Genomic DNA, 12,622 nt, shown 5'->3' with positions numbered 1-12,622 from the left:
GGGAGATATGCTCGCCAGCTGTTGTAGTTTGTTTTCCCCCACCTAAAGAGGTGGGAGACATCTTAAAGCTCGTTATATTACTATCACACGCAAAAAGCTGCTGCACAAGGAAGCCATATGCTATCCAGGTGCAACAGCTTTTTTGTTTGTTGTAAAAAATACTTGTTCTTATCCCAGGTCTACCAGTGTCCGTTTGCGCTTGTCAAACATGACACCCTGGGTGTAGCCATAGCGCCCCACATAATCAATGGCTTCGTCGATATAGCTGCCGCAATCCTCCGGCTTGTGGGCATCGGAGCTGGTTATTATTGGCAAATCAGCCTTGGCGGCCAGCTTCATGAACTTATAATATGGGGTTATTTCCGCAATTGGATAACGGTAAACCGTACCCGTATTCACATCAACGCACATATTGGCCTTTTTCAGGGCAGCTATGGCCCGCTCCAAATATGGCGTGGCATCAAAGGATGGAATAATCCTGTAGAGGCGGATATTGTAAGGATGACCCAGCACATCATAAAGTCCGCTGGCCACCATATGCTCTATTTCCCGGGTATAGGCATCATAAATATCATCCAGGGTATGATGGTTCCACTCGGACATTATTTCCTCGGAATCATAGGCCCAGCCCCGAATAAAGTGAATGGAGCCAATAATATAATCAAAATCGTATTCCTTCAATATTTCCGCTACCTGCTCCTGATTTTGGAAATTGCACACCTCTATGCCGGTTTTGGCCTTGTAGCCCGCCGATTTCAGTTTTTCCATAAATTCAAAATAATCATCCAGAGTGTGCTTGAACTTGTTGGATTTCAGCCACTGCTGCTGGAATTTTCCCACAAAGGACTCATCCAAAATCAAATCATCATAATAAAGCTGCTTAAACTCCGGAAAGGTGTGGCTGTGTTCCGAAATACCGATTTCATCCAGGCCCCGCATGGCAGCAGCCTCAAAGAAGCCCTTGGCCCAGTCCACATCATAGTCGCCTTTTTCAAAATGCATATGATAGTCAAATTTCATATACTGATCTCCTCTACCCCAAAATAACCTATGGTAAAAATTGCCTAAATCAAACCCTGCTTAATAAATTCCTTGATTTGGTGCATAACGCCGTGGTCTTCGTTGCTCCCGGCAGTAAACCGCGCCACCTTCTTCAGCTCCGGATGGGCATTTTCCATGGCGTAGCTGTAATACACCGATTGCATCATTTCATAATCGTTCATATAATCCCCAAAGGCCGCACATTCCTCCGGCCTGAAGCCAAATTCCTCCTGAACATGGTTGATGGCCCAGCCCTTGTTGATACCGGGATTGAGTATATCCACCCAGTAGTTGCTGCTAAGTGACACCTGCTGCTCCGGCTCAAACTGTGTTAATACCGGCATAAGATTGCGCTCTGCATCCAGCCCCTCACAGTCCGCAAAGGCCATTTTGACGAATTCATCCTCCACATCATCAAAGCTGTCCACAAATTCGCTGTGGGTAAAGAAACGGCGGGCCTCATGGATATATGGCTTCCACTCTCTACGCACATAGGCGTGCTTTTTGCCGCACAATATGGCATAAATACCATGTTTATCCGCCTCGGCGATTACCCGATGTACCAGATCCAGGTCCAAAACGCTGGAACAAATTTCCCTTCCCCGATACATATTAAAGGCCCCATTTTCCGCCAGGAACATAAAATCATCTTTATACTCCCCCATTTGCTCCAAAAGGGCAAAATACTGACGGCCACTGGTAGGGGCAAAGATAACGCCGCGCCTTTTAAGCTCTGCCATGACCTCCGGAAATTCCCCTGGCAGCTCCCCATTGTCATCCAGCAGGGTACCATCCATATCCGAAAAAATAATCCTTATCATAAAATCTCCCGTAAACAAGCAAATTACCAATATTACTTTACATTATAGCAGGTAATAAGGTTATTTCAACACAAAAAAAGGTCAGTGACTGTTGACTTCAGCTCGGGTCTCAGGGCTAGAACTTTTTTGCCTATTAATTACATAGCAGGAAAAATCAAAACTCGCTACGTCCTTTCAGGACTCGCTCAAACAATTGATTTTTCCTGCTAATTCCAGTATGGCAAAAAAGAGTTCATTAACGCCCTTCGCCCTAATGCTTCAGTCAACAGTCACTGACCTATTATTAATGAAATATCTAAAAGTGGGCAGAGGTAGATGGGCTTGAACGTACGGCATCGCTGCGTGAAGAAATCTTTTTCTTGGTATACTACGCTTTAGTGAAAAAAGTCGATGTTTGAGCGTAGCGAGTTTCGACTTTTTTCGCTATTTAATAGAGCAAGAAAAAGTTTTAGCAGCGTGACCGTGTGAAAGACAATCTGCCTCTGCCCCTTTTTTTATAAGATATTGCAATAATAGAATGGCAGGAACTACTGGATGTAGCATTTAGGACATGTTTTAGGTTCATGACCGACGCTACAGACAGTAGTCCCTGCCTTTTATTATTTAATTACCCTTTACGTCCATGATACAGACACCATGGCTCCTCGGCCATATAGTCCCCGTCGTTATAAAAGGCGGCCCTTGCCCGGCATCCGCCGCAGGCTCGCTTGAACTCGCATTCTCCGCAGCCATCCTTATATTCCAGGGTCCGCAGGGTGTTCAGCACCTCATTATTCCTCCAAATCTCGTCAAAGGGCATCTCCCGCACATCCCCCAGCTCCATGTTAAGGTATGCACATGGCTGAACCTTACCCCGTGGGCTGATAATACAGTAGGCCGTACCGGCCAGGCAGCCCCGGCGGAAGCGGGTCTTTATCCCCATCTGGGCCGCAATACGCATAAACTGGGGAGCACAGGTAGGCTTCAGCTCAATGTCCACCTCAGTCTGCTTCTTCATAATGCGGGTAAGGGTTTCCTCATACTGCTCGGCCCGCAGGGACTCAGCCTCAATGGTCTTGGCCCGGCCCGTTGGCACAAGGAAGAAGAAATGATGGGCCACCGCCCCCTCTGCCACAGCAAAGTCCGTGATGGCCTCCAGCTCGTGGTTATTCCAGTCCATTACAGTGGTATGAATCTGAAATGGCAGTCCCACTGCGCGGCAATTTCTCATGCCCTGAACGGCGCCTTCCCAGGCCCCTTCAAACTTACGGAACTCATTGTGCTTTTTCTTGTCCATGGAATCCAGGGAAATTCCCATACCCATGGCTCCGGCCTCCTTCAGCTTCCGGGCCATTTCCAGGGTTATCAGGGTACCGTTGGTACCAAATACACTGCGAAGGCCCAGGGAGGTGGCATAGGACACCAGCTCCAAAATATCCGGTCGGGTAAGGGGCTCACCGCCAGAAAAGATCATTATCTTAAAGCCTGCCTTGGCAATCTGCTCCAGCAGGGTCTTGGCCTCACTGGTGGAAAGCTCCTCCTCCGCCTTGCAGCCCGCCTCCCGGTAGCAATGGTCACAAAACATATTACAGGCATTTGTTACGTTCCAGGAAACTATCATTATTTATTACCTCCGCTAAGGCCAATTTCTTCATCCGTAAGGTAGCAGGCAGGATCAGATTCCCAGAAATCCCCGGTACGGGCCTCTGCACGGGTTCTGAAATTTCCGTTGCAATTATCAAGGAATTTGCACCTGCTGCAGCGTCCCTTTAAGAGAGGCTTTCTATCCTTCAGACCGGCCATTATCGGATGACCAGTATCGGTCCAGATTTCGCTGAATTTCCTATCACGCACATTACCAAAGGTATGATGCTGGGTAAACTGGTCAGGGTGAACGTAACCAAAGGGATCCACCTCACCGAAGGCAATGCCGGAGCGGTTGCCGCCATTCATGGATATAAATTCCTTTATCTGGGCCGCCAGCTGGTCATCGCCTGCCGCCAGTGCCTTCAGGTACATGTACACACCATCACAGTGGTTATCCACAGTGAGAATTTCCTTCTCCAAGCCCCGTTCCTCAAAATCCCTGGTGCGGCGGATAATGATATCCATGGCCCCACGGGATTCCTCCGGAGTCACATCCTCATCCATCATGGCATTGCCCCGGCCGGAATACACGAGATGATAGAAGCATACCCGGTTAATATTTTCACGCTCAATAAAATCGAAAATATTATCCAGCTCCTGAATATTGTGATGATTTATGGTAAAGCGAAGGCCTACACGCTGGCCTACCGCCACACAGTTCTGAATCCCCTGCATTGCCTTTTCATAGGCCCCGTCAACCCCACGGAATTTATCATTTACATCCTTTAAGCCATCCAGGGAAATCCCCACATAGCCCACCCCGATGTCCTTGATACGCTGGGCCACCTCACGGGTTATAAGGGTACCGTTGGTGGAAAGGGTGGGGCGAACCCCCTTCTTCTGGGCGTATTCTGCCAGCTCAAAAAAATCAGGGCGAATAAGTGGTTCGCCGCCGGAAAATAACAGTACAGGAACCCGGAAATCCGCCAAATCATCAATAAAGCTCTTGGCCTCCTCAGTGGTAAGCTCATTTTGATATTTTTTATTATCCGAGCTCATGTAACAATGGCGGCATTTTAAATTACAGGTCTTGGTGGAATTCCACACCACCACCGGTCCCATACCCTCGCCGGCACCGTTTTTCTGGGCATGGGCCCCCTTGGTATAACGCAGGGAATCACCATAATATTCCCGCTTAAATAATAACTTTGTAACACTAATCATTTTCCATCACCTAAATATACCCCTATTACTCACACACTTATTCCTTGCGGCCAATACCCGCCAGCAGCAGGGTAAGCTTCATTTCTATATTCCTTTCAAAGGATACCGGAATATGGCTGAAGGCTGCCGCCTGAAACATGGAATGAAACATTTCCGCCATAATCTCCGGCGATATATCATCCCTGAATTCCCCACTGGCCTGGCCGGCCTTCAGCAGCTCCAAAAACCTTCCCATAAACTCCGGGGCCGGCATGTCCACCCGGTGACCGCCACGGGGATTGGACTGGCTCATGGCTCCCGTAAAGAGCAATGGCAGCAGATATCTGTTTTCGCTCACCAGCTTGGCGGTAAGCATTACCATTTCCCGCAGGATAACCCCGTAGCCCGGTTGATTTATCATCAGGCTGTGCAGCTCCTCCGACATCACCCCGGCGAACCTGTTAAGGAGATTGATGAGAATGTCCTCCTTGGAATTAAAATAATTATAAAAGGTTCCCAGGCCCATATCTGCCGCATTCATAATATCAGCAATGGAGGTGGACTGAAACCCCTTTTTACTGAACTGCTCCACCGCCGCATTTAATATGTCATTGCGGGCCTTGATTTTTTTCAGCTCACGACGCCCCAGCCTTTCTTCATTATTTTCCTCATTATTTGCCATTATATCTGTCCTGTCCGATGTAATTGGATGTCCAGCCATGATACTACCTCCACGGATCCATGTTTAATACCCACGCTATGAGTAAAATGAATCCAATTCACTTTTTAACAGCTTTCTAAGTATATCACAAAATAAAAGCGCGAAGCAAGTGCTTCGCGCTTAATATACAATGGTGACCCAGGAGGGACTCGAACCCCCGACCCCTTGATTCGTAGTCAAGTACTCTAATCCAGCTGAGCTACTGAGTCATTGGCTGGCCTTAAATAACCAACAAAAATATGTTATCACAATAAAATATATTTGTCAATATTTTTTCACCCCGGCAACTGGGCTTTTTTCTCGCCGTCAGACACCAATGCGCCACTTAGCTTAACAAATTCCCTGTCGGCAGGGGTAAAGGAAAAAATTTTCTGATGCTCTGCCGGAATTATCTGATTTTCCTCAGCAATACTTATATCCAGCTGAATGCGGTTATTTCTGTCCCTGCGGAAGGAATATTCCCCTCTGGTACTGAGCCATTCATTAATCATCTCCAGATTAATAAAGGAGGCCTGTTTATTGTACTCCCTGTATTCATCTGTGGCAGCGGCAGCTGCCTGCTTCATATCAGAAAAGCTGCCTATCAAAAAGAAATCTGTACTATTTTCCGTAGTCAGCAGCTTCGTCACTATATAGGCCAATGTTTCCTCCTCATTTCTTCTTCCATGGCAGCAGCCGTGACTTCTTCACGTTAGTATGCTCCCACCCCACAATAACCTCCAGCACGGAGCCGGACACGCACCTGGTCTTGGCTGAAATACTTATGCAGTTGGCCGGCTTGGTGCTTGGGTCAATCTCCGCAATCTTCAGCCCGGTCCGTACCGGACAATCATCGTGCAGCATGCCCCGCAAGACACCGGCAATTGGCGTCCTTATATCCATTACATGGCCGCCTTCCACGTGGAGCCGTCCAATGAGCTCATCCTTGTCTATTACATAAGCAGTGGGATGCCCCGCCTCCAAATAACCATCACAGGGGGAATTTATGGAATGGGACTCCCGCATAATGGCCCGGGCCTCTGCTGTATCCCGTTCCGGCAGGGCAATGCCGTCCCGCAATATACGGCCGAGATTGTGGCCTCGGGCCGTCTCAATAACACAGGTAACATCCTGGCCTGCCACAAAGCCCGGCCCGATGCCTATGGTGAGGGGGGCCATATTTTTATTGGTGCCCAGATTACGCTTGGCATAAATCGCATCCACCAATATTTCCGGTTTAAAAATATCCAGGCTTTCCAGGTCCGGATCCACCATAATAACCAGCTTCCCGTCCTTCAGCATTTTGGCTGCTTCCTTGGCATCAGCCGCCTTATAGCAGGTCACCCGTTCCACCGTGGCCTCCCCGTCGTAAATTGCCTCAGAAAAAACAATATTCCGGCGAATGGCTGAGGGAAACTGCTTCTCCAGCATCAAAACCTTGTAACCGCAATTATACAACCGATGGGCAATACCGGTGGCCAGCTCGCCACCGCCCCTTATCATTACAAATTGTTTCATTTCTAGCTATCCTCATATATACGAACCCGAAGCCGCAATCCCCGTTCATCACACAGCTTCTGACAACGGTCTATCTCCTGCTGATTTTCCACCTTTTCCACCACGGTCATGACCACCTCAGGAACATATTCCTTGCAGTCCACAGCAAATTTCAGCATGGCCTCAAAGGACTCTATACCGTATTTGGCCCTGGTCAGCTCCAGATAACGTTCCTTATTGGAGGCATTCAGGCTTATGGAAATGGTGTCCAAAATTCCCCCGGAAAAATCACTGGCTGTACTGCGTCCGTACATAAGATCAGACAGGCCGTTGGTATTAAGGCGGGTTTTTACCTCCGGGTGAGTGTCCTTAACGTATTTTAAAAGCTTCACCACTGCATCAATACGGCTGGTGGGCTCACCGAAGCCGCAAAAGACTATCTCCGACACCTTATCCCAGGGAAGCTCATCCAGAAGTGACTTCACCTCATCCACCGAAGGCTCCTCCTTGAGCCACAGGCTGCTTTCCTCGGCCATTTCCTTCATATTGCGCAGACAAAAGGTACAGGCACAGTTGCACCTGTTGGTAAGATTTACATAAATACTCCGTTTGCCCTCCGGCTGCTCCCGTAGACTGTCGGCCACCGGCAAATACCGGCCGCCGGCATGAGTTGCATAAACTATCATATTGCCACCCCATATATAACTCTTATCTCAGCTCAGTCAAAAACTCCTCAAAGGCCAGACCGTAATTCCAGGGCAAATCCAGCTCACAGGTATATTCCAGCACCCTGTTAATAAAATCCGCCGCCTTGATAACTGCCGCCTCCAGGGACTCGCCATTTACCAGACTGCCGGCCACAATGGCTGCAAAGGCATCACCGGTACCGGACCGGTCGTCCCCCACCTTGTCCCTTTGAATAATCCGCTGAACTCCGTTTTTTTCGTAAACATAATTCTTGATGTGCTTATCATCACTGAGGCCGGTAATAACCACCTGCTCCGGGCCCCGTTCCCCAAGGCCCTTGGCCATTTTTGCCAATTCCTCCTCCCTGATTCTGCCCCCCTCAGGATATTCCACATCCAAAAGCTGACAGGCCTCAGTGAGATTAGGCGTTACCAAATCCGCCCATTTCAAAAGGCGGCGCATTTCCCGGCACATTTCCGGGGTATAGGAGGAATACAGCCGCCCATAATCCCCCATTACCGGATCCACCATTACCCTGGTATTCTCCCCCTTAAAGCGGTGAATGAACTCCTCCACCAGGGTTATCTGACCCAGGCTGCCCAAAAAGCCTGTGCAAATTCCATCAAATTCTATTTTGTGCTGTGCCCAGCTGTCCATATAGGGGGTCATATGCCGGGTATAATCATCTATAAAGGGATGCTCAAACCCGGTATGCACGGATAATATGGCCGTTGGCAGGGGACAGGCCTGTATTTTCATTGCTGAAATCAATGGCAGCTCCACCGTAACTGAACACCGGCCAAAGCCTGTTATATCATTAACCAACGCTATGCGCTTCTGTCGTTTCATCAAAATCGTCCTCTATCATCTGTACCCACAATTATTTAACCCGTCTAAGATACGGTGCCACCCGCTTCCTGAGCTTTGGATCCCTGCTAAGGGCCTCCTGGATAAGCCTCTTTTCCTTCTCCTTGGTGGCCTGCCGGCTGATATTCACCAAAATCCCCACAGCAAACAGGGACATAATCAGGGAGGTACCACCATAGCTGATAAAGGGCAGCGGAACACCAACAACGGGAATCATACCGCTTACCATAATCACGTTGGACACAGCCTGACCGCCTATCAGCAGCAGGATCCCCACCGCCAGCATCTGTCCATAGGAATCCTGGGCCTGCTTGGCAATGCGGGCCGCATAGCCGCAGAACAGCATATATACCATTAAAATGGCCACCACCATAATAAAGCCCATTTCCTGGCTGAATACGGCAAAGGCAAAGTCCGTATGAGCCTCCGGCAGGTAATCATACTTGCTGAGGCCCTCGCCGATGCCCATACCAAACAGACCGCCGGAACCAATGGACATCAGGGATCGTACCGTCTGATACCCCTGGTCATTCTCATATGGCCACGGGTCATAGGTAACCATCAGACGCTCCATTCGATAGGGCTGCATGTAAATCATAAGGCAAATCAGGGCACATCCGCCCAGCACCAGCCACTTCAGCTTGCTTAATTTAAGGCCGCCCACGGCCAGCATAATAACCGGAATACCCATAACAATACAGGCAGTACCCATATCCGGCTCCACATAAACCAGGAGAGCCAGGACACCGATTACCGCCAGCTGGCGGTTAAACAAATTCAGCTCCTTGCCCTTGCCGTTTCTGTAGGATATGTAATAGCCGGCCAGCATGATAGTCACCAGCTTGGCAAATTCCGCCGGCTGAAAGGAAAAGCCCGGCAAGGGAATCCAGCGGCGGGCACCATTGACCGGATCCGTAAACAGCAATACCACCAAAAGACAAACTATCAGTATTGCCGTTACCGGAATAATCAACGACCTCCACTTATGATAGTCAACCCGGCTCCCCAAAAAGCAGCAGGCTATTCCCAAGGCCATGCTGACCATGTGCTTGGCCAAAAAGGCATAGGGAGTCCCATAGTCCCGCTCCGCCATAACAAAGGTGGCACTGAACACATTAAAGGTTCCGGCAATAAGCAATATTATCACCAGGGCTATGATGGCCTCATGATTATTTTTCCATATCTTTACCCGCCGACGGCGTTCAAGTGGTTCTACTTTACGTTCAAGTGGTTCTACTTTATTCAAGGAAAGATTACCTCGCAACGATTAATTTTTTCACCAAATCCACTAAACTTGCGCTCATATTCCGTCATGATATTGTCCGGTCGGTGTTCAGCATGTAGGTCATAGGACACATCCTCCACCTTAAGGCCGGCCTCCTGAAACTGTTCCAGGGAAAAATCAAAGAGGGGACGATTATCGGTCTTAAATTCCAGCTTCCCCGGATGCTTCAGCAGCACTGAATAACGCCGCAGAAAGCCCACATGGGTCAGTCGGCGCTTGGCATGCCGGGCCTTGGGCCATGGGTCACAGAAATTTATATAGAACTGGTCCACCTCACCATGGTCAAAAATCTCTTCAATATGGTTAATATCAAATACCAATAATCTTACATTGGTAATTTCCAGCTCCCGAATTTTCTTGGCAGCCATGTACAGCACATCCTGCTGGGCCTCAATGCCAATGAAATTTATATCAGGATGTCCCAGGGCCATCTGGCTAATAAAATCCCCCTTGCCGGTACCCAGCTCCACGTGGAGAGGGGCCTTGCGGCCAAATACCTGATCCCACCGGCCCTTTTGGTCATCGGAGGCCGGATTATCCTTTGGGAATACAAAATCATCAAAGTTATGAATAGCCTGGTCCACCCAAGGCTTCCTACGTAAACGCAAACTTATCGCTCCTATTCAAATATAGTATTGTAGTGGCAAATTGATTTGAGCATTAGATTTCGATGCGTAAATAAACTATTTTTTTAATCCTGCACATTGGGAAAATATCCATTGTTTGAGCGTAGCGAGTTTGGATTTTTACCAATGCTAATTAAAAATAAAAAATAGTTTTAGCAGCGAAACCGAGCGAAAATCAAATGCCACTATATAACATTTTACTTTTTCTCAAAGCCATACTTTTTTAGATAGCGGTACAGGGTAACACGGCTTACGTGAAGGAGATTTGCCATACGGGACACATTGCCTCCCGCCGCCTTCCAGGCCTTCACAAAAATATCCTTATCTTCCTTCCACTTGTTGTCCGGCTTCACATCTCCCATCAGATTTATATCCTCCGGGCGGATAACCCCATCGGCAGTTTTAAAGAAGGCCACCTCCAGGACCCCCTGAAGCTGCTTTATATTCCCCGGCCAATCATAATTGGTAAGGAGCTTGACCGTTTCGTCCGAAATGGTTTTCTGTGGCATCTGGTGCTGACTGGCCAGCTCATTGACAATATGAACGGCCAAATCCCGTATATCCTCCCGCCGATTGCGCAGGGACGGTATACGAATTACACTTCTCGAAATAATATCATATAATTCCCTTGCAAACAAGCCTCTTTCCGTAAGCCGTTTCAAATCACTGTCACAGGCCCCCACAATCCGCACGTCTATGGACCGTTCCACGTCCTCCCCTACCCGGTTGGACTGACTGGTATTAAGGGCCGCCGCCAGCTCCACGGCAATATTTTTGGGCATTTTCTCTATTTCATCAATGAACAGCGTGCCGCCGGAGGCCAGCTCCAGCTTCCCCGGATGACTGATATCCGCATTAAGGGCCACGCCAAATATCTCCTGCTCCAAAATTTCCGGGGTAGTATCACCACAATGAATGGTAATAAGCGGCCCCGCCGCCCGTGGACTGGCCTGATGAATACCGTGGGCCATCCGCTGTTTTCCCGTACCGGCTTCCCCCTGAATCAGCATATGATGCTTATTTCTGGCAACGCGCAGTGCCTTGTCCTTAATGGAGCTAAAGTTAGTGCCGCCGCTTACCAAGGAGCTCAGGCTATATTTGGCCGTAAAGCCGGCTGCATGGGCCACCAGAGTCCGCAAATCCTCAATGGGCATGGATACGGCCACCACGCTGTGTACCGTCTCGTCCCCGTTATAATCCAGGGGAACTACTGTGGTAATATCCTCGTAGGTCTTGGCCTGGGTAATCCAGGTAACCTCCTTGTTGTAAGAGGGTACCCCCTTGAAGCCCCGGTAAATAGGGGTATGGCGATAATTCATTATCACCTCATTGAGATTGGTCTTAACCTCATTGTTATCCTGTGGCTTGGCCCCAATTCCCATCAGGCGGCTCATGCCCAGTTTATTGGCATAGGCCACCTCATCCCCGGCCATAACATGGTATACCGCAAAGGGCGTGGCATCCAAAATGGCCTCCTGGGCCTTAATGCGGGTAAACTGATGAAGGTAAACCTCCAGGGACTCCTTTATGGTCAGTAGCATGGCAATAATCGCATCCTGGGGCATATCAGTCTGCTCCACCGCCACCAGGGAAATGACATATTGCAGCTCGTTATCCACAATAATAGGTGCTGAGCAGGCATCACTTTGCTGGCATTCCTCTGCCCACATTTCCGGACCAAAGAGCCAGAAGGGTGCCCGATGCTCATAGGCAATGCTGATACTGGAGGTTCCCACCTCCTCCATGCCAACCCGAACCCCCTCTATCTCACCGGGAGTCATCTGATAAAAGGGCATGGAATAGCTTTTTAATACCCTGCAGTTGGCATCCAAAATAAGCAGGCTGATATTATATTTCTGAAAAAATTCACGGACATTGCCACTGATGTTTTCCAGATATTTAATCGCCGGTTCATGGAGCTGCTGGAGCTCCTTCAATTCAGAGGCTGACAAGCGGTTCTCCGTGGACATCTTATCCGATGGAACCTGCAGGTTGGCACTTTTCTCCCAGGATTTGGCTACCCAGGGGTGAACATTGGGGTCTATTTCCCCGGTATCTATAAATCTATGATAATATGCTTCAAGCTTTTCCCTGCTTCGACGTTCTCTGATCATAAAACCTTCACGCTCCCATCTATTTTATTTTGCTATTTAAAAAATAAATGTTTCTATAGCTTTGCATATACTCTAATTGTAACATCAGTGATTTTTCTCTGCAAATTTTCTGGCCTAAAAGTTACAGTTGATACCACATTTTACCCTATATAATGTAATATTTTTTCTTGTTCCTTTTTAAAGAGCTGGGATTATGATATAATCTCTATATCTGT

The 12,622-nt window shown here is 48.5% G+C and carries 12 protein-coding genes and 1 tRNA gene; all 13 read right to left on the bottom strand.

From position 1 onward, the window contains the following. Window positions 1-168 precede the first annotated feature (168 nt). The 13 genes from Q0Y54_RS01345 to Q0Y54_RS01285 all read right to left on the bottom strand — a co-directional run bounded on the left by Q0Y54_RS01345 (window position 169) and on the right by Q0Y54_RS01285 (window position 12,407). Entirely contained in the window at window positions 169-1,020 is an 852-nt protein-coding gene (locus tag Q0Y54_RS01345; protein ID WP_297963516.1) for a histidinol-phosphatase, read from the bottom strand. Window positions 1,021-1,064: 44 nt separating this feature from the next. Then, window positions 1,065-1,862: an HAD family hydrolase gene (locus Q0Y54_RS01340; protein ID WP_297963514.1), complete on the bottom strand. Its 798-nt coding sequence runs from the start codon at window positions 1,860-1,862 to the stop codon at window positions 1,065-1,067. A gap of 607 nt (window positions 1,863-2,469) precedes the next feature. Continuing rightward, the gene (gene nirJ2 / locus Q0Y54_RS01335; protein WP_297963512.1) at window positions 2,470-3,462 is read right to left on the bottom strand and encodes a putative heme d1 biosynthesis radical SAM protein NirJ2; all 993 of its coding nucleotides are present in this window, start codon (window positions 3,460-3,462) and stop codon (window positions 2,470-2,472) included. Then, on the bottom strand, window positions 3,462-4,652 hold the full coding sequence (gene nirJ1 / locus Q0Y54_RS01330; RefSeq protein WP_297963510.1) for a putative heme d1 biosynthesis radical SAM protein NirJ1: 1,191 nt from the start codon (window positions 4,650-4,652) through the stop codon (window positions 3,462-3,464). Before nirJ1 ends, nirJ2 begins: the two co-directional genes overlap by 1 nt. Before the next feature lie 37 nt (window positions 4,653-4,689). Further along, complete coding sequence (locus tag Q0Y54_RS01325) at window positions 4,690-5,352, bottom strand: TetR/AcrR family transcriptional regulator (protein WP_297963508.1); 663 nt, start codon at window positions 5,350-5,352, stop codon at window positions 4,690-4,692. Between the two features lie 131 nt (window positions 5,353-5,483). Next, window positions 5,484-5,561 (bottom strand) — tRNA-Arg (locus Q0Y54_RS01320). 66 nt (window positions 5,562-5,627) lie between these two features. Then, on the bottom strand, window positions 5,628-5,993 hold the full coding sequence (locus Q0Y54_RS01315; protein WP_297963506.1) for a hypothetical protein: 366 nt from the start codon (window positions 5,991-5,993) through the stop codon (window positions 5,628-5,630). Between the two features lie 10 nt (window positions 5,994-6,003). Further along, window positions 6,004-6,849 (bottom strand): selenium-dependent molybdenum cofactor biosynthesis protein YqeB, encoded by an 846-nt coding sequence (yqeB, locus tag Q0Y54_RS01310; protein WP_297963504.1) that lies wholly within the window; start codon window positions 6,847-6,849, stop codon window positions 6,004-6,006. Between the two features lie 2 nt (window positions 6,850-6,851). Then, a complete protein-coding gene (locus tag Q0Y54_RS01305) occupies window positions 6,852-7,514 on the bottom strand; it encodes a TatD family nuclease-associated radical SAM protein (protein ID WP_297963502.1) in 663 nt (220 codons plus the stop codon). Between the two features lie 22 nt (window positions 7,515-7,536). Further along, on the bottom strand, window positions 7,537-8,364 hold the full coding sequence (locus tag Q0Y54_RS01300) for a pyridoxamine kinase (protein ID WP_297963500.1): 828 nt from the start codon (window positions 8,362-8,364) through the stop codon (window positions 7,537-7,539). Window positions 8,365-8,395: 31 nt separating this feature from the next. Then, complete coding sequence (locus tag Q0Y54_RS01295) at window positions 8,396-9,628, bottom strand: FtsW/RodA/SpoVE family cell cycle protein (protein WP_297963498.1); 1,233 nt, start codon at window positions 9,626-9,628, stop codon at window positions 8,396-8,398. Then, window positions 9,625-10,275 carry a tRNA (guanosine(46)-N7)-methyltransferase TrmB gene (gene trmB, locus Q0Y54_RS01290; RefSeq protein ID WP_297963496.1) on the bottom strand — a complete coding sequence of 217 codons (651 nt, stop codon included), beginning with the start codon at window positions 10,273-10,275 and terminating at the stop codon, window positions 9,625-9,627. The genes Q0Y54_RS01295 and trmB overlap by 4 nt, the downstream gene beginning before the upstream one ends. A gap of 215 nt (window positions 10,276-10,490) precedes the next feature. Further along, complete coding sequence (locus Q0Y54_RS01285; protein ID WP_297963494.1) at window positions 10,491-12,407, bottom strand: sigma-54-dependent Fis family transcriptional regulator; 1,917 nt, start codon at window positions 12,405-12,407, stop codon at window positions 10,491-10,493. Window positions 12,408-12,622 lie beyond the last annotated feature (215 nt).

This window comes from uncultured Anaerovibrio sp., assembly GCF_947302755.1.
Classification (GTDB): domain Bacteria; phylum Bacillota; class Negativicutes; order Selenomonadales; family Selenomonadaceae; genus Anaerovibrio.
The sequence above is the reverse complement of the archived record's forward strand: the minus strand, read 5'-3'. Positions and strand labels throughout refer to the sequence as shown.

Bases quoted from the DNA above. Each gene is read 5' to 3' on its own strand.
- Q0Y54_RS01345 (WP_297963516.1), bottom strand. From the start codon at position 1,020: ATGAAATTTGACTATCATATGCATTTTGAAAAAGGCGACTATGATGTG.
- Q0Y54_RS01340 (WP_297963514.1), bottom strand. From the start codon at position 1,862: ATGATAAGGATTATTTTTTCGGATATGGATGGTACCCTGCTGGATGAC.
- nirJ2 (WP_297963512.1), bottom strand. From the start codon at position 3,462: ATGATAGTTTCCTGGAACGTAACAAATGCCTGTAATATGTTTTGTGAC.
- nirJ1 (WP_297963510.1), bottom strand. From the start codon at position 4,652: ATGATTAGTGTTACAAAGTTATTATTTAAGCGGGAATATTATGGTGAT.
- Q0Y54_RS01325 (WP_297963508.1), bottom strand. From the start codon at position 5,352: ATGGCTGGACATCCAATTACATCGGACAGGACAGATATAATGGCAAAT.
- yqeB (WP_297963504.1), bottom strand. From the start codon at position 6,849: ATGAAACAATTTGTAATGATAAGGGGCGGTGGCGAGCTGGCCACCGGT.
- Q0Y54_RS01305 (WP_297963502.1), bottom strand. From the start codon at position 7,514: ATGATAGTTTATGCAACTCATGCCGGCGGCCGGTATTTGCCGGTGGCC.
- Q0Y54_RS01300 (WP_297963500.1), bottom strand. From the start codon at position 8,364: ATGAAACGACAGAAGCGCATAGCGTTGGTTAATGATATAACAGGCTTT.
- Q0Y54_RS01285 (WP_297963494.1), bottom strand. From the start codon at position 12,407: ATGATCAGAGAACGTCGAAGCAGGGAAAAGCTTGAAGCATATTATCAT.